The sequence below is a fragment of the Jiella pacifica genome, from assembly GCF_010500815.1.
Taxonomy (GTDB): domain Bacteria; phylum Pseudomonadota; class Alphaproteobacteria; order Rhizobiales; family Rhizobiaceae; genus Jiella; species Jiella pacifica.
In genome coordinates this window covers 265,962-287,453 of the sequence record NZ_JAAAMG010000003.1, presented here as the reverse complement: position 1 = coordinate 287,453, position 21,492 = coordinate 265,962, and the positions used below count along the sequence as shown (strand labels likewise).

Annotated in this window: 18 protein-coding genes; 7 read left to right on the top strand and 11 right to left on the bottom strand. The window is 67.8% G+C overall.

Annotation, left to right across the window (positions count from 1 at the left end; all coding sequences use genetic code 11):
• Positions 1–144: 144 nt before the first annotated feature.
• Positions 145–1,056: a LysR family transcriptional regulator gene (locus tag GTK09_RS06025; RefSeq protein WP_163461876.1), complete on the bottom strand. Its 912-nt coding sequence runs from the start codon at positions 1,054–1,056 to the stop codon at positions 145–147.
• Between the two features lie 180 nt (positions 1,057–1,236).
• Here GTK09_RS06025 and GTK09_RS06020 point away from each other — a divergent pair, with 180 nt between their 5' ends.
• On the top strand, positions 1,237–1,554 hold the full coding sequence (locus tag GTK09_RS06020; RefSeq protein WP_163461875.1) for a hypothetical protein: 318 nt from the start codon (positions 1,237–1,239) through the stop codon (positions 1,552–1,554).
• A gap of 282 nt (positions 1,555–1,836) precedes the next feature.
• On the top strand, positions 1,837–3,225 hold the full coding sequence (locus GTK09_RS06015; protein ID WP_163461874.1) for an MFS transporter: 1,389 nt from the start codon (positions 1,837–1,839) through the stop codon (positions 3,223–3,225).
• 46 nt (positions 3,226–3,271) lie between these two features.
• Here GTK09_RS06015 and GTK09_RS06010 read toward each other — a convergent pair whose 3' ends face one another.
• Positions 3,272–4,018, bottom strand: a complete 747-nt coding sequence (locus GTK09_RS06010) for an RlmE family RNA methyltransferase (protein WP_163461873.1) — start codon at positions 4,016–4,018, stop codon at positions 3,272–3,274.
• On the bottom strand, positions 4,018–5,508 hold the full coding sequence (locus GTK09_RS06005) for a Ppx/GppA phosphatase family protein (RefSeq protein WP_312869666.1): 1,491 nt from the start codon (positions 5,506–5,508) through the stop codon (positions 4,018–4,020). Before GTK09_RS06005 ends, GTK09_RS06010 begins: the two co-directional genes overlap by 1 nt.
• 322 nt (positions 5,509–5,830) lie before the next feature.
• Here GTK09_RS06005 and addB point away from each other — a divergent pair, with 322 nt between their 5' ends.
• The 5 genes from addB to GTK09_RS05980 all read left to right on the top strand — a co-directional run bounded on the left by addB (position 5,831) and on the right by GTK09_RS05980 (position 15,097).
• A complete protein-coding gene (addB, locus tag GTK09_RS06000) occupies positions 5,831–9,001 on the top strand; it encodes a double-strand break repair protein AddB (protein WP_163461872.1) in 3,171 nt (1,056 codons plus the stop codon).
• Positions 8,998–12,681, top strand: coding sequence for a double-strand break repair helicase AddA (gene addA, locus GTK09_RS05995; protein ID WP_163461871.1), 3,684 nt, complete (start codon positions 8,998–9,000; stop codon positions 12,679–12,681). Before addB ends, addA begins: the two co-directional genes overlap by 4 nt.
• 54 nt (positions 12,682–12,735) lie before the next feature.
• Complete coding sequence (gene trxA, locus GTK09_RS05990; RefSeq protein ID WP_163461870.1) at positions 12,736–13,053, top strand: thioredoxin; 318 nt, start codon at positions 12,736–12,738, stop codon at positions 13,051–13,053.
• Positions 13,054–13,842: 789 nt separating this feature from the next.
• Entirely contained in the window at positions 13,843–14,265 is a 423-nt protein-coding gene (locus tag GTK09_RS05985; protein WP_163461869.1) for a hypothetical protein, read from the top strand.
• A 280-nt stretch (positions 14,266–14,545) separates the two neighbouring features.
• Positions 14,546–15,097 (top strand): DUF2937 family protein, encoded by a 552-nt coding sequence (locus tag GTK09_RS05980; protein WP_163461983.1) that lies wholly within the window; start codon positions 14,546–14,548, stop codon positions 15,095–15,097.
• 37 nt (positions 15,098–15,134) lie between these two features.
• Here GTK09_RS05980 and GTK09_RS05975 read toward each other — a convergent pair whose 3' ends face one another.
• The 8 genes from GTK09_RS05975 to GTK09_RS05940 all read right to left on the bottom strand — a co-directional run bounded on the left by GTK09_RS05975 (position 15,135) and on the right by GTK09_RS05940 (position 21,459).
• Positions 15,135–16,469 (bottom strand): bifunctional folylpolyglutamate synthase/dihydrofolate synthase, encoded by a 1,335-nt coding sequence (locus GTK09_RS05975; protein WP_163461867.1) that lies wholly within the window; start codon positions 16,467–16,469, stop codon positions 15,135–15,137.
• 44 nt (positions 16,470–16,513) lie between these two features.
• Positions 16,514–17,479, bottom strand: a complete 966-nt coding sequence (gene accD / locus GTK09_RS05970) for an acetyl-CoA carboxylase, carboxyltransferase subunit beta (protein WP_163461865.1) — start codon at positions 17,477–17,479, stop codon at positions 16,514–16,516.
• Positions 17,480–17,544: 65 nt separating this feature from the next.
• Positions 17,545–18,372, bottom strand: coding sequence for a tryptophan synthase subunit alpha (gene trpA / locus GTK09_RS05965; RefSeq protein WP_163461863.1), 828 nt, complete (start codon positions 18,370–18,372; stop codon positions 17,545–17,547).
• Between the two features lie 216 nt (positions 18,373–18,588).
• Positions 18,589–18,915: a divalent-cation tolerance protein CutA gene (cutA, locus tag GTK09_RS05960; protein ID WP_163461861.1), complete on the bottom strand. Its 327-nt coding sequence runs from the start codon at positions 18,913–18,915 to the stop codon at positions 18,589–18,591.
• A gap of 33 nt (positions 18,916–18,948) precedes the next feature.
• Entirely contained in the window at positions 18,949–19,176 is a 228-nt protein-coding gene (locus GTK09_RS05955; protein ID WP_163461859.1) for a type II toxin-antitoxin system RelE/ParE family toxin, read from the bottom strand.
• A 57-nt stretch (positions 19,177–19,233) separates the two neighbouring features.
• Complete coding sequence (locus GTK09_RS05950) at positions 19,234–19,512, bottom strand: hypothetical protein (RefSeq protein WP_163461857.1); 279 nt, start codon at positions 19,510–19,512, stop codon at positions 19,234–19,236.
• 67 nt (positions 19,513–19,579) lie between these two features.
• A complete protein-coding gene (trpB, locus tag GTK09_RS05945) occupies positions 19,580–20,797 on the bottom strand; it encodes a tryptophan synthase subunit beta (protein WP_163461855.1) in 1,218 nt (405 codons plus the stop codon).
• Positions 20,794–21,459, bottom strand: coding sequence for a phosphoribosylanthranilate isomerase (locus GTK09_RS05940; RefSeq protein ID WP_163461853.1), 666 nt, complete (start codon positions 21,457–21,459; stop codon positions 20,794–20,796). The genes trpB and GTK09_RS05940 overlap by 4 nt, the downstream gene beginning before the upstream one ends.
• Positions 21,460–21,492: the final 33 nt, after the last annotated feature.

Sequence of the window (21,492 nt, the reverse complement as noted above, 5' to 3'; positions counted from 1 at the left end):
GCGGCACGTCGGTTTCTCGGCAGGTGGAGCCGATCCGAAACATCAGCCCCTCACGCGATCCGCATCTCACGGGGACCGACCTGAGCGCACGATCGGAGCTGACCTGATCCCTGATGCCGCGAAAGCGGGATCCGATGCCCGGCCTCACCGCGTCTCGGTCAGATGCTTCAGCCGCTCGAAGATGAAGTCGACGAACAGCCGCACCGCCGGCAGCATCGCCCGCCGGGAGGTGAAGGCGATGTGGAAGACCGCGTCCGGGCCACGCCAACTGGGCAGCAGCCTCGACAGCCGCCCATCCCGTTCATAGGGCTTGACGACCGCATCCGGCAGGAAGGCGACCCCGATCCCGCCCACCGCCGCCGTTAGGAGGGCGGCGACGCTGTTCGAGGCAAGCCGCGGCTCGATCCTGAGGCGGCGTTCCTCGCCGTTCGGCCCGACCACCGCGAGAACCTCTTCGGGATGGCTCTCGTCGCGGCCGAGAAACGGCAGTCGGCGCAGATCCTCCGGTTCCGAGAGAGGCTGCGCCGACAGGGCGAGCGACGGGTTCGCGACGAAGACGTTCCGAACCGATCCGAGCCGCTTGACGACGTAATCGCTCTCGCCGGAAAAGTCCGAGCGCGATCTCACGGCGATGTCGATCCGATCCTCGATCAGGTCGTAGCGCCGATTGCTGACGATCAGCTGCACCCTGACCTTCGGATGTTGCGTCAGGAAGAACGGCAGATCCTCGGAGATGGTGTTGGCCGGCCCGCCGGGCGGCACGGCCACCCGAATCAGCCCGCGCGGCTCGCCGGCAAGGCGCGCGGCCGCCCGCTCGGCTTCATCGAGTTCGTGTCTTGCGGAATGTGCGTGGCTATAGACGTCGCGGCCGATCTCCGTGAGTTCGAAGCGGCTCGAGCTGCGCTCGATCAGCCGCACGTCCAGGCGCTGTTCCAGGCGGCGCAGCCTTCGGCTGAGCACAGACTTGGCGACGCCCATCTCGCGGGCGGCGGCGCTGAGGCCGCGGTTTTGCACCACCGCCTCATAGAAATAAAGATCGTCGAAGGAACCCGGCATGGCGTTCTCATTGTGGAACGAGGCGTCGCGTCAACGGCGCTGGCGGGGACGGCGTTCCAACTTACGTCTCGTGCATCAGCCGACACGGACGAGAAGCCTTCCCGCTCCGCGCGAAAATCGGCCCACCATCGAGACGATCCCGTCTCGAGCGCAATTCGAGAAGTTCGAAAGGCAACAGCCATGAAAACCGTCTCCATACTCTCCGCCGCAGTGCTTTCCACCGGCCTGATCGCCGGCCCGGGCCTTGCCTCGGCCGCGCCCCTTCACGTCACGGGTGCTCCCTACAACGACAAGGTCGATCCGCAGAACCTCGCGCCGATCGAGAACCAGCCGACGCCCCGCGACGTGATGATCCCAGGCTCCAGCGCCTCGCAGCGCCTCTATGCTGCGCAGGTCCGCGAGACCGTCGAAGCTTCGCCGGGCAAGGGCTTCCACCGCGCCGAACGCGAGGATGCGACGTCCTCCGCGTACGTCCCGGGATCGGAAGCCACCTTCTGAACCTCCAAGAAGCACAACCGACATCCGCGGCGTGAATCCCGCGGGAGAAAACAAGCGCGGCCGTCATCGGCCGCGCCTTTTTTCGCAGTTGACGATCGCCAGGCCCGGGGTCCATGAAAAGCGCGCTTCTTCGACTTCGATCCGGTGGCGGGATCCCGCCCCTCAGCCAACCCGCTCGCAGCCTCCTTGGCGGTCATTTCTCCGGACGCGCGAGCGACCGCACCAACCGGACCGGCCAGTGCCGGGAACCGGGCGGCAGCGATCCGCACAGGCTCAACACGCGTGAAACGCATCGTCCCGATCGTCCTTGCCGTCGCGCTGTTCATGGAGAACATGGACTCGACCGTCATCGCGACGTCGCTGCCGGTCATCGCCGACGACATCGGAACCAGCCCGATCGCCCTGAAGCTCGCCTTGACCAGCTACTACGTCGCGCTGGCGATTTTCATCCCGATTTCCGGGCGAATGGCCGACCGCTTCGGCGCGCGGCTGATCTTCCGTCTGGCGATCGGCGTGTTCATGGCCGGATCGCTCGCCTGCGCCACGGTGAATTCGCTGGAAGGCTTCGTCGCCGCGCGGTTCCTGCAGGGCATGGGCGGGGCGATGATGACGCCGGTCGGCCGGCTCTTGCTGGTGCGCGCGGTGCCGAAGTCCAATCTCGTCGACGCCATGGCCTGGTTCACCATTCCGGCGTTGATCGGCCCGCTGCTCGGCCCGCCGATCGGCGGCGCCATCGCCACCTATGCGGACTGGCGCTGGATCTTCCTGATCAACCTGCCGATCGGCATCACTGGAATCTACCTCGCCGGCCGCTATCTGCCCTGGATCGAGACGCTGCCGTCGATGCGCTTCGACATCCCCGGCTTCCTGCTCTCCGGCTTCGCCTGCGCCGGTCTGGTCTTCGGGCTCTCGGTCGTCTCGCTGCCGGCGCTGCCGCCGATCATCGGCGTCGCGATGGCGACGGCGGGGCTCGTCGCGGGCGTCTTCTTCGTCCTGCATGCGCGGCGCGCGGCCGATCCTCTGCTGCGGCTGACGCTGCTGAAGGTTCCGACGCTGCGGGCGGCGATCGTCGGCGGCTCGATCTTCCGGGTCGGTTCGGGCGCCGTGCCCTTCCTCCTGCCTTTGATGCTGCAGATCGGCTTCGGCTACACGCCGCTGCAGTCCGGCCTGACCACCTGCCTGTCGATCGGCGGGGCGATGATGATGAAGTTCCTCGCCAAGCCGATCCTCAATCGTTTCGGCTTTCGAACCACCCTCGTCGCGACGGCGCTGATCGGCGGCGGCATGACGGCGCTGATCGGCTTCTTCCGGCCCGACACCGCCATCGTCCTGGTCCTTCTGGCGCTGCTGGTCGGCGGCTTCTTCCGCTCCTTGTTCTTCACCTCGATCAACACCCTCGCCTTCGCCGACGTCTCGAACCGGGAATCGGGCGATGCCACCGCGATGATTGCGGCGATCCAGCAGGTTTCGGTGGCGATGGGCGTGGCGCTGGCGGGCGGCGTGCTCGAGGCGGGCATGGTGCTCGCCGGCAGCGACACCGTCAGCCTGGCCGACTTCACCCTCGCTTTCGCCGTGGTGGGCGTGGTCACGGCCGCCTCGGTCTTCGCCTTCCTCGCCCTTCCGGCCAATGCCGGCGACGAAGTCGCAGGTCGGCGCGTCGCCGCCGAATAGCGCCGCGCCTCAAGCACGGCCGAAGCTCCGCCGCCGGGTGGAGACGTCAGCCGAGCGGGCCGGCCTCCTCGTCGTCCTCGGCGATTTCCTCCGCCGGCTCGTCACGGGCGAGATTGAGGCCCTTGAAACCCTTGGCGAGGATATAGAGCTCCACCGAGCCCTCGCGCGACGCCGGCGGCTTGACGTGATGGATCGAGGTGAAGTTCCGCTTCAGCAGCGTCAAAAGGTCGTTCTCGGTCCCGCCCTGGAAGGTCTTGGCGAGGAAATGCCCGCCGGGCTTCAGGGTGCGGATGGCAAAATCCGCCGCGACTTCGCACAGATGCATGGTGCGAAGGTGATCGGTGCGCCGATGCCCGGTGGTCGGTGCCGCCATGTCGGAGAGGATGACGTCCGGCGCTCGGCCGAGGGTCTCGATCAGCTTCTCCGGCACGCCGTCGTCGAGGAAGTCCAGTTCGAGGATGACGGCACCGGTCACCGGCTCGACGGGCAGATAGTCGATGCCGACGACCGAAATATGCTCATTGGTCGACTTCACCCGGTCGACGGCGACCTGCGTCCAGCCGCCGGGAGCCGCGCCGAGATCGACCACCGCCTGGCCGGGCTTGAAAAGCTTGTAGCGGTCGTCGATCTCGATCATCTTGTAGGTGGCGCGCGAACGGTAGCCGTCGGCCTTGGCGCGGCGAACATAAGGATCGTTCAACTGCCGCTCGAGCCAGCGCCGTGACGAGGCCTTCACGCCGTGCTTCTTCTTGACCCGGACGGTCATGCCCCGATCGTCGCCGCGTCCCGCCATCAGTTGGCCCGCCTTCCGTCGCGCCGACGCCAGACCCCGTCGGCGACCATCATTTCGGTCAAGATACCCTCCCTGAGGCCGCGATCGGCGACCCGCAGCGCCGGCGCCGGCCAGACCCGGCGGATCGCTTCGAAGATGGCGCAGCCGGCCAGCACGAGATCGGCCCGGTCAGAGCCGATGCAAGGGTTGGCGACGCGCTCTTCGAAGCTCCAGCCGGCGATCGTCTTGACCAGCGTGTCGGACTCCTCGTCGGTGAGCCAGAGCCCGTCCACCTGGCGCCGGTCGTAGCGCTCGAGACCGAGATGGACGCCGGCCAGCGTGGTCACCGTGCCGGAGGTTCCCAGGAGGTGGAAATGCTCGGTGCCGACCAGATCGGCCAGTTGGTCCCGCCCCGGGAATGCCTCGATCATCGCCACGGTCTCGGCGACCATCGTCTCGAAGAGCTCAGGCGTGACGTTGCGCCCGCCATGGCGTTCGGCAAGCGTCACGACGCCGACCGGCAGCGAGGTCCAGGCGACAATGCGGCTGGCCAGCCGCCGCGTGTACGGGCCCCTGAGATCGAGAAGCGCGATCTCCGACGACCCGCCGCCGATGTCGAACAGGACGGCGCCCCGCGCCTTGCGGTCGATCAGCGAACCGCAGCCGGAGACGGCCAGCCGCGCCTCGGTCTCACGCGGGACGATGTCGAGGGAAAGGCCGGTGCGCGCGGCGACTTCCTCGATGAACTCCGCTCCGTTCGCCGCCGCCCGGCAGGCCTCGGTGGCGATCAGCCACGAGCGGTCGACCTCGCGCGCCGAGATCTTCTGGGCGCAGACGGCGAGTGCCGCGGCCGCCCGGTCCATCGCGCCGCGCGACAGGCTTCCCGTCCGTCCCAGCCCTTCGCCGAGCCGGACGATGCGCGAGAAGGCATCGATCACCCGGAATTGCCCCGGCCGGGTCGGAACCGCGATCAGCAGTCGGCAATTGTTCGTGCCAAGGTCGAGCGCCGCATAGACCGGCGCCGGGTTGGCCTCGCGTCTCGCTTCGGTTCTTGAATCAGAAGGGCTGGTCCGCGCGGGCTTCTGCGCTGCGTAGGACACAGCTTTCCCGGCCGCGCCCGGTGCTTCCGGGCGGTTCTGGGGCGATGCATCACCGGCGGGCGAATCGCTGCGTCGGATGCGCCGATATTTTCGGGCACCGCGCGGCGTCGCGACCGGGCCGGACGTCTCCGTCTGGACTGGGGCTGCGGCAACTGCGCCAGACTTCTTCCGCCCTTTGCGGCGACGCCGGCGCTGCCGCTTGGTCAGCCGCGCCTCGTCCTCCTCCTTGGGCTTCGTCGTCTCGTGCTCGTGGCCGTGCGTCGCGCCGCCGCCCGGCTCGCTGGACGGCTTCTGGTGATGCTCCGCGCGACCGGCGCCGCCGCCACGCCGATTCTCGGCGTCGACGGCAAAACTTTGACGAGCTATGCGCGGCTGATGCCGATATCTCCCCGCTTCATCATGGTCACTCACACGATCTCTCCGGCGCGGAACTGCCTCTGGAGCGTTCCTCGGCGCCTTTCGTTACTTACGTCACCGCCAGTGTAACAGCCGATAGGGGAAGCACAAGGGCGGCAGGCGCCCCCCCCCCGCCTCGTCGTCCGGGGATCGACGAGCGCGATGCGCCGCCGGCGGCAACCCGAACATTCGGTCAGATCTTGTGCGGCGCCGAGCCGATCTCTTTGCTCAGGCATCCAATGACTTGCCCCGGCATGATCGGGCCGCGGATCGGGCCCATTCGACGAATCGCGCGGCAAGGTGCGAATCGATGCGGCTCGGCCTACAATCCCCGGCCATGGCACCCAACATTCTCTCGATCCCGCCCGGCCGGCCGTTCCTCAAGACCCTGGCGGCAGGGCTGCTTTCGGGACGGATCGTCGAGAGCTTCCGCTATGACGGCGATCCGCTGGCGCTGGCCGGGGTCACCGTCTACGTGCCCAGCCGGCGCGCGGCGCGCAGCCTTTCCAGCGCATTCACCCAGGTGCTCGGGGAGAGATTCGGCGTCCGCTCGGCGATCCTGCCGAAGATCCGGCCGATCGGCGAGGGCGACGAGGCGGCGATCTTCGCCACCAGGGAGAGTTCGGCGGGCACGATGCTGCCGGCGATGCCCGAGCTGGAGCGCCGGCTCGCCCTTGCCCGGCTCGCCCGCCAATGGCGCCGCCTCGCCGAGAGCGCCGCCACAGCGGCGCTTTCCGGCGAGCCGGCGGAGGCACTGTCGGAGCGCCCCGCCTCCGCGGCAGAGGCGCTGGCGCTCGCCGGCGATCTCGGCACCCTTCTCGACGAGATCGAGACCGAAGGCACCTCCTTCGCCAAGCTCGCCGGCCTTGCCCCGGACGCGCTGGCCGCCTGGTGGCAGACGACCCTGTCCTTTCTCGAAATCGTCACCGAGCACTGGCCGGAGCATCTGAAGCAGCGCGGCGTTACCAGCGAGGCCGCCGCCAAGAACGTCTGGCTGCGGTCCGAGGCCGCGCGGCTTCTGTCGGGCGAGGCCAAGGGCCCGGTGATCCTCGCCGGCTCGACGGCAACCGCGCCGGCGACGCTCGACCTCATGCATGCGGTGGCGAACCTTGCCGAAGGTGCGCTGGTCCTGCCCGGCCTCGACCGGCACATCGGCGAGGTGGGCTTTGCGGCGATCGATCGCGACGTCTCGATCGCCGCGCCCGGCCATCCGCAATACGGCCTGAAACGGATCCTGACGCGCTTCGCCCTGCCGCCCGAGGCCGTGCGGCATCTCGACGAGGACCTCTCGCCGGCCCTGGCGCGGCGCGAAGCCTTCCTCGCCAGCGCCCTTCGCCCCGCCGAGACGACGGCGCTCTGGGCCGAGGAGGCGCCGGCATTCGGCCGGGATGCCCTAGGCCGGGAGGTTCTGGACGACGTCGCCTTGATCGAGGCGGGCGAGCCGCGGATCGAGGCGCTCGCCATCGCCGCCGCCATGCGCGAGGCCCTGGAGCAACCCGAAGCCAAAGTCGCGCTGATCACCCCGGACCGGCGGCTGGCACGGCGCGTTCTCGCCGAACTCGAACGCTTCGGCATCACCGCCAACGATTCCGCCGGCCGGCCGCTCGGCACGACGGCGCCCGGAAAGCTGCTTTCGGCGGCCTTGAAGGTGGCGCTGGAGCCCGGCGATCCCGTCGCCCTGCTCGGCCTCCTCAAGCATCCGCTCTGCCGGCTCGGCTGCAAGGCGATCGATGCCCGCAACGCCGCCCGCGCCATCGAACTGATCGCCATTCGGGGAACCGTCGACGTCGCCGACGGCGCAAGGCTCGGCGAGATCGTCAACCGCCGCATAGAGGCGATCGAAACGCTCCCCGCCGGCGAAGTCGGGCGGCTTCTGACCCGCCCTGCCCGCAACGTCAAAGCCGCCGAATACGAGGCCGCCCGGCGCTTCGCCGAGGATTTCGCGGCGGCACTGAGGCCTCTGGCGGCGCTTCGTGGCACAGAGCCACGCGAGATCGCCGACTACGCCGTGCCTCTCACCGAAGCCCTGGAGGCCTTGGCGCGGGACGAAAAGGGCGCGCCGAGCGAACTCTATGCCGGCGAGAACGGTGCGGCGCTGGCGGAGTTTCTGGCAAAGCTCGTCGCCGCGCCGCAGACGGGCTTCGCCTTTCCGGCCGAGGAGCTTCCCGACGCGGTCGAGACGTTGATCTCCGGCGTCACGGTGAAGCCCCGCGGCGGCCTTTCGGCCCGGGCCTTCGTCCTCGGCACGCTGGAGGCGCGGCTCGAAAGCGTCGACGTGGCGATCCTCGGCTCGCTGAACGAGGGGGTGTGGCCGGCCGGGGCGACGAGCGGCGCCTTCCTGTCGCGGCTGATGCGCCGGGAGATCGCCCTCGATCCGCCCGAGCGTCGTGTCGGCCTTGCCGCCCACGACTTCTGGATGGCGATGGGCGCCCGGCACGTCGTCCTCACACGGTCGCGCCGCATGGACGGAGCGCCGACGATCGCCTCGCGGCTGCTGCAGCGGGTGACGACGCTCGCCGGCGCCGACGCCACCGGCAAGATGAGCGAACGCGGCGAGGCCTATGTCGCGGCGGCCGAAGCGCTGGAGACGGCAGATGATCGCCCGCGCATCGCCCGGCCGCAGCCGCGCCCGCCGGTCGAGACGCGGCCCCGGCGCTATTCGGTCACCGAGGTCGAGACGCTGATCCGCGACCCCTACGCCGTCCATGCCAGGCGCATCATGAAGCTCGACGCCCTGCCGCCGCTGATGCGGGCGCCGCACGCGCGTGAGCGGGGCGAACTGATCCATGCCATCGTCGCCGATTTCGTCCTCAAGGCGATTGATCCGGAGGAGCCGGAGGCGGCCGAGGAGCTGCGGCTGATCGCCGAGGAGCATTTTGCCCGCGCAGCCCTGCCGGGCGACGTCGCCGCGGTCTGGTGGCCGCGGATCATCGGCACGACGGCGCGGTTCCTCGAATGGGAGAAAGAGCGCAATGCGGCGGTGCGCGAACGGCTTGCGGAGCGCTCGGGGCGAAGCGAGTTTCCCGCCATCGGCGTGACGCTGTCCGGCCGCTCGGACCGCATCGACCGACTGGCCGACGGATCGATCGTCATCCTTGACTTCAAGACCGGCACCAAGCCTTCGGTGAAACAGGCGCGCACGCTCCTGTCACCGCAGCTGGCTCTGGAAGGCGGCATGGCGATGCGCGGCGACTTCGAGGGCACGAGCCCCGGCGAGACCATCGCCGACCTCGTCTATGTCCGCTTGCGCGAGCGCGAACTGAAGAGCGAGGGGCTGGAAACACCCGGCACGAAAACCACGCTGCCTTGCGATCCCACGGAGCTGTCCGACAAGGCGATGCGGCGCTTCGAGGGGCTGGCGGCGCTGTTCCTCAAGGAGGAAACCGCCTTCGCCTCGCGCACCCGCCCCATCCTCGCCGGCGACTTTACCGGCGATTACGACCATCTCGCCCGGGTGAAGGAATGGTCGGTCTCGGGCGGGGAAGACGACGAGGGAGAAGCCGAATGACCGGTTCCGCAAACGCTCCTCTCGGCTTCTATGTTGATGCCGAAACCAAGCGGCGGCAGGCGATCGCCTCGGACCCTGAGCGCTCGGTCTTCGTCTCGGCCAATGCCGGCTCGGGCAAGACCCACGTCCTCACCCAGCGGGTGGTGCGGCTGCTTCTGTCGGGCGTCGACCCGTCGAAGATCCTCTGCCTCACCTTCACCAAGGCGGCGGCGGCGGAAATGTCCGCCCGTGTCTTCGCGAGGCTCGGCGCGTGGGCGACGATGCCCGGCGAGGCGCTGGCCGAGGTCCTGGCGAAGCTGGAAGACGGCCGGCGGCCGGACGTAAGGAGGCTCGGCGAGGCGCGCCAGCTCTTCGCCCGCGCCCTGGAGACGCCGGGCGGGCTGAAGATCCAGACGATCCACGCCTTCTGCGAGGCGATCCTCCACCAGTTCCCGCTGGAGGCTGACGTTCCCGGCCATTTCGCGGTGATGGAGGAGGCCGAGGCGGCAAGGCTCCTCGCCGAGACGCGCAAGCGGCTTCTGACGGGCTCGGCACGATTGCCGCAGCCGGAGGCGCGGCGGCTCGCCGACGCCTTTGCCGAGGCGCTCCAGACCGGCGGCGAGTTTGGCCTCGACAGGCTGCTCGCCGACATCGCCTTCAAGCGCGACGATCTCGCCCGGCATCTGGAAGAGGCCGGCGGGCTGGACGAAGCGATCGGGCTGTTGGCCCGCGCGCTCGGCGTCGACGATGCCGAAACCGAAGAGCCGATCCTCCTTTCGGCGCTGGACTGCCCGCATCTCGATCGGGCAACCTGCGAGACCATGAGGATCGCCGCGCTGGCCTCGAAATCGACCTCGGACGCTAAGTTCGCCGAGCGGCTTCAGCTCCTCGTCGACGCGCGCGCGGCGCCCCAGGAGCGCTTTGCCGCCTATCGCGCCTTCGGCCTGGATTCGAAGGGCGAGGTCCGCGGTTCTCTTCGAGGCCTCGTCACCAAGGCCGTCGCGGAATTCGTCCCCGATTTCCTGGAGCGCGTCCAGGCGGCGGGCGGGCGGGCGAAAGTCATCGAAGAGCGCCTCGCGACGCTGAGGCTCTACCGCGCCAGCCGCGCGGCGCTCGTGATTACCGACGCCTTCGAACGGGAATATGCCGCTTTGAAGCGCCGTCGCGGGCGGCTCGACTTCACCGACCTCATCGCCCACACCGCCGATCTCCTGTTGCGGTCGGAGGCGGCGAGCTGGGTCCACTACAAGCTCGACAAGGGGATCGACCACATTCTCATCGACGAGGCGCAGGACACCAGCCCGCGCCAGTGGCAGGTGATGCGCGAACTCGCCGAGGAGTTCTTCGCCGGCGTCAGTGGCCACAATCGCCAGCGCACCCTGTTTGCCGTCGGCGACGAGAAGCAGTCGATCTATTCCTTCCAGGGCGCCTCGCCGCACATGTTCGACGAGGAGCGACGGCGGGTCGAAAGGCGGGCCGGGGGGGCCAGCATTCCCTTCGAGGCGATCCAGCTCAACCGCTCCTTCCGCACGGTGGAGACGGTGCTGGCCGCCGTCGACCGGGTGTTCGCCGATCCCGCCAACCGCAAGGGCCTGTCGGCCGGCGACGAGGCGCCCGCCCACTCCGCGGCGCGGCGCGACGGGCCGGGTCTCGTCGAGGTCTGGCCGGCCTTTCAGGCGAGGACGCAGGAAGAGCCCGACGACTGGACGAAACCCCTCGACGTCGAGCCGGAGAGCTCGCCCGCCCACCGCCTCGCCGGCCGGATCGCCGACCAGATCGCTGCCTGGCTCGGCGATCCGATCACGGTGAAGGGCGAGCGGCGCGCTCTGACCCCCGGCGACGTCATGGTGCTGGTCCGAAAGCGCTCCGGCTTCGGCGCGGCGCTGGCGGCGGCGCTCAGGGACCGGCATGTCGCCGTCGCCGGCACCGATCGGCTGGCCATCACCGACCACATCGCCATCGAGGATCTGATGGCGCTCGGCCGGGTGGCGGCGAATTTCGACGACGACTTGTCGCTCGCGAGCGTCCTGAAGAGCCCGCTCTTCGACTTTTCCGACGACGAGCTGATGGCTCTGGCTCTGTCCCGCGACGGCTCGCAGCCGATGTCGCTGGCCTTGCGTCTTCTCGCCGACGAGGCGAAGGGGCCGGCCCGCCTGCCCGGCTTCGTGCCGGACGGCGCACCGGCGACGGCGCTGCTCGCTAAAGCCCGACAGGCAATTGCCCGGCTCGACGAATTGCGCGCCCGGGCGGGCTTTCAGGGCGTCTTCGAATTCTACGCGCGCATTCTCGGGCCGGAGGGCGGGCGGCGGGCGCTGGTCTCGCGGCTCGGCCGCGACGCCGGCGAGGTGATCGACGCCTTCCTCGATCTCGCTTTGGCCAAGGAAGAGGCGGGCGTCGCCGGTCTCGACGCGTTCCTCGCCGAACTCGCCGACAGCCCGCCGATCCTGAAGCGCGAGCTCGGCCACGGCCGCGGCGAAGTGCGGATCCTGACGGTGCATGCCTCCAAGGGGCTCGAGGCGCCGGTGGTCTTCCTGGTCGATCCGGGGTCGGCGCCGTTCTCGGCCAGCCACGGTGCCAGCCTGATCGCCTGGGAGGCGATGCCGGGCGTTCATCACGGCGGGGCGCCGGGCTTCCTCTGGTGCCCGACCAAGGAGCTGCGCAACGCCGCGGTGGGCGAGTTGAAGGCAACGGAAAAGGAACGCGCCGAGGACGAGTATCGCCGGCTTCTCTATGTCGGCATGACCCGGGCCGCCGACCGCCTGGTCGTCTGCGGGCTCGCCCCCCAGCGCGGGCCGAACGAAGCGACCTGGCTGCAACGCGTCGCATCGGCGCTGGAAAGCGAGGCGGAAAGCGTCCTCGACGCGTCCGGCGAGACGATCGCTCTGCGGCTCGGCGCAGCGCCCGGCGGCGAAAAGCTCGCTCCCGAACGGCGGGCGTCGCCGCCCGTCCCAGACTTGCCGCTGTCGAAGCTGCCGGCGGAGGTTCTGCCGCCGCGCCCGCTCTCGCCTTCCGTGGCCGGCACGGCTGCGGAGCTGTTGCCCGAGGCGGACATCGGCCCCGAGCCCGACGAAGAGGCCGAAGCTCCCCCGGCGGCGCCGGCGCCTTCGCCGGTTCTCTCAGTGAGTGCCGCCCCGTCTTTCGCGATCCGCCGCGGCCTCGCCGCCCACCGCATGCTGGAGCTTCTGCCCGATGTCCCGGCAGTCGAGCGCGACGCCGCCGCCCGGCTGATCCTGTCCGCCCTCGCCCAGGATCTTCCGGCGAAGGACCGCGAGCAGCTGGCCGAATCGGTCCTGGCGGTCATGGCAGAGCCGGCCTTCGCGCCGATCTTTGCCGCCGGCAGCCGGGCCGAGGTGGCGGTCGCGGGCGAGGTGGAACTGCGCGGCCGGACCTTCACCGTCAACGGCACGATCGACCGCCTTGCCGTGACCGGGGACAGGGTTCTGATCGTCGACTACAAGACCAACCGGCCGCCGCCGGAGGAACTCTCGGCCGTGCCGCAGCCCTATATCCTGCAGCTCGCGCTCTACCGCGCGATGATCGCCCCGCTCTATCCGGGACGGCGCGTCGAGGCGGCACTGATCTTCACCGAGGCGCCGCGGCTCATCGCCGTCCCCGCCGAGCGGCTCGACGCGGCCCTCGCCGGCCGGGCCGCCGTTTCCCATGCGGCGACACCGCGTTCGCCGAACGCGGACCTTGCTTGAATTGCCCTCCCGCGAGGGCTACCTAGGCAATGAAACATTTGACAGGAGCCGAACATGGCGACGAAGAAAGTCGATACCCAGAGTTTCACGACCGACGTCCTCGAAAGCGGCAAGCCGGTGGTCGTCGACTTCTGGGCCGAGTGGTGCGGGCCTTGTAAGATGATCGGGCCGAGCCTCGAGGAAATCTCCGAGGAGATGGCCGACATCGAGGTGGCCAAGGTCAACATCGACGAGAACCCCGACCTCGCCGCCAAGTACGGCGTGCGCTCGATCCCGACGCTGCTTCTGTTCAAGAACGGCGAGCCGGCGGCGGTGCAGGTCGGCGCCCAGTCGAAGTCCAAGCTGGTCGACTGGATCAAGGGCGCGGCTTAAGCGCCTGAAACATTTCGGTGAGTGCCGAAGAGGGCTCGCGCGACAGGCGCGGGCCTTTTTGTCACAGTGCATTCAGAAATTGCAGGGCTAGCGGCAGAACCGTTTAAAATCCTCGAAGGTTACCCCTTCTTCCTGAATGCCTAGACCTCCTGCGATAATGGGGTCTCCAGTTTCTGGATAAAATACGATCGACGTGAAGAGCCGTCGAATTGTGATATCACCGGTCGGATGTGTCACGAAAACGTACCCGCAGACCGCTCCAGCATTTCCGTCTTTTCGATTGGACAGGAACTCGACACTGGTCGGGAACTCGAGTGCATCCTTCAACTTCCGCTCGATAACGCGTTCAGCTCTTTTCTGACTCCCGACAGTAGAACGAGATTGCTTAGCCGCGGAAGATGCACGGTCGACGCTGCTTTCTACCGCTGCGGCTTCGCGGCCAACCCCCACATCCCCTTGCGTTCCGTTTGAGAAGTTTGCCGTTCCTCGTGCGGAGGTCAAGTCAGCCTGCAACTTCGCCGTGAAGCTCGCGCTGCGCCCGTCGGAGCATCTAACGGCTGGGGCACGAATGGTACGATACTGATCAGTGGTGTAGCGACCGGCGCATGTCGTTCCTCGCTCAGACTGAAGCCGAACCTCACCGTTGAATGGCGGACCGTAAGTGGAGCCCGTAAAAAGCTCCCCCTGAGTGGTTCGCACGGAGACAGGAAGTGATATCGGAGAAGCGCAGGATGCAAGTGACGCGACGCTGAGGAGCAAGCAGAGTTTGTTGATACGCATGATCACGAGATGGACGAATTGATGCCTGAATCGAGCCATAATTCGAGTGGCGCGACATTGAAAGCCCGAGTGACCGGCGACGTGGCGTTTTGGTCGATGCGAGTTGCAATGATACCGCTTCTGGCCCTGGGGATAGTCACCGTGGAGGGTCGGCTGGCTGCGGCGGCCCCCCTCCCGCGTTACGATCCTCCAGGCTACTGTATGCAGGTCGCGGATGTCGTCGGTGGTTCCTCACAGATCCTGAATACGTGCATCGGGCAGGAACAGGAGTCCTATGACTGGCTGAAGGCGCGATGGTCTGGCATCCCAGAGCGCATGCAGGCCTATTGCGATGATGTCGCTCGCGCTGTCGGGGGCACGTATCAGATCCTGGAGACTTGTCTCGAGCAGGAGGCGGAAGCCGATAGATCGATGCCGAAGTTTGAGTTCTAGCAAAGAGAGGGAGCGTCGTCTTCGGCGTCGAGGCGAGCGGCGGGACACCGACGAGGGCGTTGCAGACAAGCACTTTCGCCTGCCAGGAAGAAAGTGGAGTACGGTAACGTCGATGCCTCCGTCCTGTCGTCCCTGACCTCGGTCACATGTGCCGTCAATGCAGGGGCATTTCTTCAGCACAGGATTGCGCGGCGACCTCCATCGCTTTGCCGGCGGACAGTGATGTTGTGCCCGTTTAGCCGCCCTAGATTGTACGAGATTTGGATTACCCCTCGCCCTTCTGGAGGACGAAAATCTGTCCGCCTTCCTCGCCCGCGTCTTTGCCGCGCTCTTCGGCGGCCTCCTGTTCAGCCAGTCGGCTGAGTTCAGCCAGCAATATCTGCAGCGACTCGGCGGCGCGGCGGACGAGATGAAGGTCGTCGTCGAACGGTTCGAGGAGAGTGCGCGGGCCGCCGATCTCGCCCCGGAGGCGGCAATCGAGCGGCTGAAGCGAAACGCCGACGACATCGCCGCGCGACAGGGCACGGATGCCGAGGCGAACCGCGAACGCTACGCCGCCCTGGAGCGACGCTACCGCGATCTCATCGGCACCACCCCGCTGTTCCGGCCGTTCGAGATCGTCGTCGATCCGGACTGGTCGATCGCCGGGCGGGCGGCCGAGGACTATCGCCCGGCCATTCCCGCGACCGGCGACGGCATCATCCTCGCTCTCGCCGGCTTCGTCCTCGGCTGGGGGTGCGGCGGCGGCGCCCATGGCGCCGCGGCGATGGCGAGGCGCCGTCGGGAGAAGCGCGCTTCGGCGGCCGATTCGAAGGCCGACATCATCGCGTGAGGGTCGTCTTGCCGCGGCCGAGTTTCGAAAGCCGGTTCTATCGCGGCGCCATGCCGTTTTTGCCGAGCACCTCGCCGACGAGATAGAGCGAGCCGCAGATCAGGAAGCGCGGCGCGGGCGTCGCCTGCCAATTGGCCGAGACGAGGCGGATCGCCTCCTCGACCGAATTGGCGGGCTCGGCGTCGAGGCCCGCCTCGATCGCCGCGTCGGCGAGTTCGTCGGGATCGATGCCCGCCTCGCTCATGGTGATCGGCACGGTGAAGACCCGCCGCGCCATGCCCGAGAAGGCCGAGAAGAAGCCCACCGGCTCCTTGGTGTTGATCATCCCGGTGATCAGGAACAGCGGCCGCTGCACCCGCTCCTCCATGTCGGCGAGGGTTTCGGCGATGGCGACGCCGGCGCCGGGATTGTGGCCGCCGTCGATCCAGATCTCGGCGCCCGCAGCGGCGATCTGAAGGAGCGGCCCTTCGGTGATGCGCTGCATCCGGCCGAACCATTCGACGCTCGACAGCCCCTCTTCCACCGCAGCGTCCGAAGGCGGAAACGGCCCCTTGCGCAGGGCGGCGATGGCGGTCGCGGCATTGCCGATCTGGTGGCGACCCGGCAGACGCGGCAGCGGCAGGTCGAGAAGGCCGTGCTCGTCCTGATAGACCATCCGGCCATGCTCTTCGTAGGCGAAGAAATCCTGGCCGTAGACGGAGACCGGCGCGCCCTTGCGATCGGCGATGCTGGTCAGGACCTCGAGCGCCACCTCTTCGGCCTGCTGCCCTATGACCACGGGGACGCCAGGCTTGATGATCCCGCCTTTTTCGGCGGCAATGAGCTCGACCCGGTCGCCGAGGAAGGACTGGTGGTCGAGCGAGATCGGGGTGATCACGGTGAGGGCAGGTCTGGCGATGACGTTGGTCGCATCGAAGCGCCCGCCGAGCCCCACCTCGACGATCGCGAGATCGGCCGGATGCTCGGAAAACAACAGGAAGGTCACGGCCGTCAGGATCTCGAAGACGGTGATGGGCTTGCCGGCATTGGCCTTCGCCGCGACCTTCACCGCCTCGGCCAGCACCTGGTCGTCGACGAGGCGAGAACCGCCCTCGGGCGCGGCCAGCCGATAACGCTCGTGCCAGTTGACGAGATGCGGCGATGTGTGGGTGTGGACGCCCCGGCCGTCCGCTTCGAGGATTGCCCGCGCGAAGGCCGTGACGGAGCCCTTGCCGTTCGTGCCCGCCACATGGATGGTCGGCGGCAGCCGCAGATGCGGATCGCCAAGCACCGTCAGAAGCCGGGCGATCCGCTCCAGCGTGAGGTCGAAACCCTTGGGATGGCGACCGAGAAGCGTCTCGATTTCCGCCGCGGCAAGTGAAGTCGTGGTCATCGCGGCGTGTTACGCCAGACCTTTCCCGGATGCAAAAGGATAGCTCAGTGGGCGGGTGCGTGTTCCGTCTGCTCCGCCCCGGATCGCGTCTCGTCGGTCTCGGCGCCAAGCGTCTCCGCCGTGTCGGCGCCGTTCTCGATGCGACCGGCGACCTCCTGCGCGGGGGCCTTGGTGAGGAGCTTCAACAGCGTGGCGATGCGGCTCTTCAGCTGATGGCGCGGCACCACCATGTCGACCATGCCGTGTTCCATCAGATATTCCGCCCGCTGGAAACCGTCGGGAAGCTTCTCGCGGATCGTCTGTTCGATGACGCGGGCGCCGGCAAAGCCGATCACCGCGCCGGGCTCGGCGATGTGGACGTCGCCCAGCATGGCGTAGGAGGCCGAAACGCCGCCCGCCGTCGGATTGGTCAGGACGACGATGTAGGGAAGCCCGGCCTCCTTCAGCATCTCCACCGCGACCGTGGTGCGCGGCAGCTGCATCAAGGACAGGATGCCCTCCTGCATGCGCGCCCCGCCCGAGGCGGAGAACAGGACCAGCGGCCGGCTCTCGGCGATCGCCGTCTCGAAACCCTTGATGATCGCCTCGCCGGCGACCATGCCGAGCGACCCGCCCATGAAGGCGAAATCCTGCACCGTCGCGACGATCGGCAGGCCCTCGATCGACCCCTTGCCGACGATGACGGCGTCATCCATCTCGGCCTTGGCCCGGTTCTCCTTCAGCCGGTCGACATAGCGCTTCTGGTCCCGGAACTTCAAAGGATCGACCGCCGCCGTCGGCAGTTCGACGAGGTCGTAGGCGCCATCGTCGAAGAAGTGGTTCAGCCGGTCCTTGGCCCTGATGCGCATGTGGAAGCCGGAAGACGGCACCACCCACTGATTGGCTTCGAGATCCTTGTGGAAGACCATCTCGCCGGTCTCGGGGCATTTGATCCAGAGGTTTTCCGGCACCTGACGAGCGGCCAGAAGGCTGGAGATCTTCGGGCGGACGTAGTTGGTGATCCAGTTCACGGGCGATGATCCGTTTTCAGGTCTTCAAAAATGGCGGGGCAGCAGCCCTTCAGATGGCCGCGCGATCAGGCCTTGGCAAGGCGGGAGGTCCTGACGCCTTCCGCGAGCCTTGCGACGATGTCGGTCACGGCCTCCACCGCCGGCGTGCCGCCCGGCTGCAGCGAGGCCTCGATCGCCGAGACCAGTGCGGAGCCGACGACGACGCCGTCGGCGCCGCGGCCGATCTCGGCGGCCTGCTCGGCGCTGCGGACGCCGAAGCCGACGCAGACCGGCAGGTCGGTGTGGCGCTTGATCCGCTTGACGGCGGAAGCGACCTTGCCCGCATCGGGCGCAGCCGCCCCGGTGATGCCGGTGATCGAGACGTAATAGACGAATCCGGAGGTGTTCTTCAGAACGGCCGGCAGGCGCTTGTCGTCGGTGGTCGGCGTCGCCAGGCGGATGAAGTTCAGCCCGGCGTCGAGCGCCGGCAGACAGAGCTCGTCGTCCATCTCCGGCGGCAGATCGACGACGATCAGCCCGTCGACGCCGGCCGCAAGCGCATCGGCGACGAAGGCGTCGACGCCGTAGATGTAGATCGGGTTGAAATAGCCCATCAGGATGATCGGGGTTTCGCCGTCGCCTTCGCGGAAAGCCCTCACCAGCGACAGCGTCTTCTTCAGGCTCTCGCCGGCCTTGAGCGCCCGCAGGCCGGCCTTCTGGATCGCCGGCCCGTCGGCCATCGGATCGGAGAACGGCATGCCGAGCTCGATCAGATCGGCGCCGGCACCGGGAAGCGCCTGGACGATCTTCAACGCCGTCTCGTGGTCCGGGTCCCCCGCCATGACGAAGGTGACGAGGGCGGGCCGGGCTTCCTCTTTCAATCGGGCGAAACGGGCTTCGATGCGGGTCGTCATGGAAATCTTTCGACAGGGGCGTCCGGCAGCGGCGATCGCCGGGCACCCGACATTTTGAAAATCGTCCTCGATGTGAGGGGCGTTCTTACGCCATCCGGCAAGGCCCTGCCAAGCGGGGCGGCCAAGCCGTCGCCGCCGCCGCGGCGGAGCGACCGACGATTGGCGCCGGCCGGGGTGCATTGCGATCGCTCGCTGGGCGCCGAGCCTTCCCGCCACTCAATCCGCCCGACAGGATTCCGCCACCCAGGCCGCCGTCGCCTCGTCGGCGAAATCGACCTTGAAACCGAAGATCGCCGGCGTCTCGTAGGGATGCGCCGCGCGGATCGCGCTCGCGCAGGCGTCGAACAACCCGGCCCGCGTCTTGACGATCAGCCGCCACTCGTCCTGGCGCTCGCGCTTGCCCTCCCACCAGAAGCGGCTGTCGACCTCCTTGACCGGGATGTTGCAGCAGGCCGCCAGCCTCTCGTCGAGCAGCTTGCTGGCGATCTCCCTCGCGTCGAGCAGCGAGGGACAGGTGACGTGGATTTCGACGATGTCGGTCAAAGTGCACTCCCGGAACGGGTTTCCTGCTTTATTCTACGGCCAGTCCTCGGACCGGCCGGCGCGCTGGTCCCACACGCGGATGATCTCGACCCTGTCGTTGCGCACGACGTACACGAACATGAACGGCGTTCGTCCGACAAGAATCTCACGGGTGCTTTCTTCGCCCTGCCGGCCAGCGAGCGGATGGTCCCGCAGCGTTTGAAGCGTCTTTTCGAACTGAACGCGGGCCTTCAGGGCACCGTCCGGAAAAAACCTGCTCATAGTAGCGCCGAAACCAGCCGAGATCGGTCACTGCGCGCGGCAGGAAGACGACGTCCATCAGCGCGGGAAGATATCAGGCTCCGGGGGCGGAAGTTCGTCCGCTGTTCCCCAGCTTTGCACCCATTGCGAGACGGCCTTCTCCGAAACGAAAACGCCATCCTCAGCCTCCTTCAAGGCCTGCCGGATGGCTTCGCGCTTGAGCTTTCGCCGAGAAAGATATTGCGCGATGGCCGCCTCGGCGATTTCGGCCGCCGTCTGGTTGGACAGGCGAGCTTCCGCTTCGAGGTCCGCCCTCACGGCCGGCTCGAGCGGAACGGAGAAATCGGCCGATGCCATCGAACACCTCCTTCCAGGTGCGGGTCGCGGGCCAGAATGGCGGCCCCGTCCCCGCGTCTGGATATCGTTACAGCTCCATCCCGAGATGCTTGGCCACCGTATGCACGTCCTTGTCGCCGCGGCCGCAGAGGTTCATCACGATGATCTGGTCGCGGCCCATCTTCGGCGCGCGCTTGATCACCTCGGCGAGCGCATGGGCCGGCTCCAGCGCCGGGATGATGCCTTCGGTGCGGGTCAGCATCTGGAAGGCGGCAAGCGCCTCGGTGTCCATGATCGGGACGTATTCGACCCGGCCGGAATCCTTCAGCCAGGAATGCTCCGGGCCGATGCCGGGATAGTCGAGGCCGGCCGAGATCGAGTGGCCTTCCTTGATCTGGCCGTCGCCGTCCTGCAGGAGATAAGTGCGGTTGCCGTGGAGAACGCCCGGCGAGCCGGCCGTCAGCGAGGCGCAGTGCTCCTCGCCGTCGAGCCCCTTGCCGCCCGCCTCGACGCCGACGATCGCAACGTCCTTGTCGTCGAGGAAGGGGTGGAACAGGCCGATGGCGTTCGACCCGCCGCCGACGGCGGCGACCAGCATGTCGGGCAGCCGGCCTTCGGCTTCCAGCATCTGCTCGCGGGCTTCCTTGCCGATGACGCTCTGGAATTCGCGGACCAGCTCCGGATAGGGATGCGGGCCGGCGGCGGTGCCGATCAGGTAATAGGTCGAATCGACATTCGTCACCCAGTCCCGCAGCGCCTCGTTCATCGCGTCCTTCAGCGTGCCGTGGCCGGCGGTGACGGGGCGGACCTCGGCGCCGAGGAGCTTCATGCGGAAGACGTTCGGCGCCTGCCGCTCGACGTCGGTGGCGCCCATATAAACGACGCAGGGCAGGCCGAACCGGGCGCAGACCGTCGCCGTCGCGACGCCGTGCTGGCCGGCGCCGGTCTCGGCGATGATGCGCGTCTTGCCCATCTTGCGGGCGAGCAGGATCTGGCCGAGGCAGTTGTTGATCTTGTGCGAGCCGGTGTGGTTCAGCTCGTCGCGCTTGAAGTAGATTTTCGCGCCGCCCAGCTCCTCGGTCAGCCGCTCGGCGAAATAGAGCGGCGACGGCCGGCCGGTGTAGTGCTTGTTCAGCCCGTCGAGCTCGGCCTTGAAGGCCGGGTCGCTGCGCGCCGTGTTCCAGTGCTCCTGTAGGTCGAGGATCAGCGGCATCAGCGTCTCGGCGACGAAGCGCCCGCCGAAGATGCCGAAGCGGCCCTCTTCGTCGGGGCCGGCGCGGAAGGAATTGGGCAGTTGCTGGTTCACGGCTTTGAGCCTTTCTGGCTGGCGATCCGGTCCAGCTCGTCGAAGAAGGTGTTGATGCGGCCGACGTCCTTGATCCCCGGCGCGCTTTCGACCCCGGAGGATACGTCGATGCCGGAGGGCCGTGCAACGCGCAGCGCCTCGGCAACGTTCCCGGCGTCGATCCCTCCGGAAAGCATGTAGGCGAGATCCCGGTCAAGTGCGCCGAGCAGCGTCCAATCGAACGAAACGCCGTTGCCGCCCGGCAGGTTCGAGCCCTTGGGACGCTTGGAGTCGAGCAGAATGCGGTCGGCGACGCCGCGATAGGCGGCGACGGCATCGAGATCGGCGGCTTCTGCGACCGGCAGCGCCTTCATCACTTTCAGTCCTGTCCGCGCCTTGATCTCGCCGACGCGCTCCGGCGTTTCCTTGCCGTGGAGTTGCAGCCAGTCGGGCCTCACCTCCTCGGCAAAGCGCGCAATCAGCGTGTCGTCGGGATCGACGGTGACAATGACGGTTTCGGCGCGTCCCGCAACGAGGCGCACCATCTCGGCCATCGGTTCGACGTCAAGATGCCGCGGGCTCTTGGCGAAATGCACGAAGCCGACATGGCTGGCGCCCCGCGAAAGCGCGGCCTCGAGGGTCTCGGGCGTAGACAGGCCGCAGATTTTGACGTCGGGTTTCATGAGACGGCAAGTGGCATCAAAGCGTCGCGATGT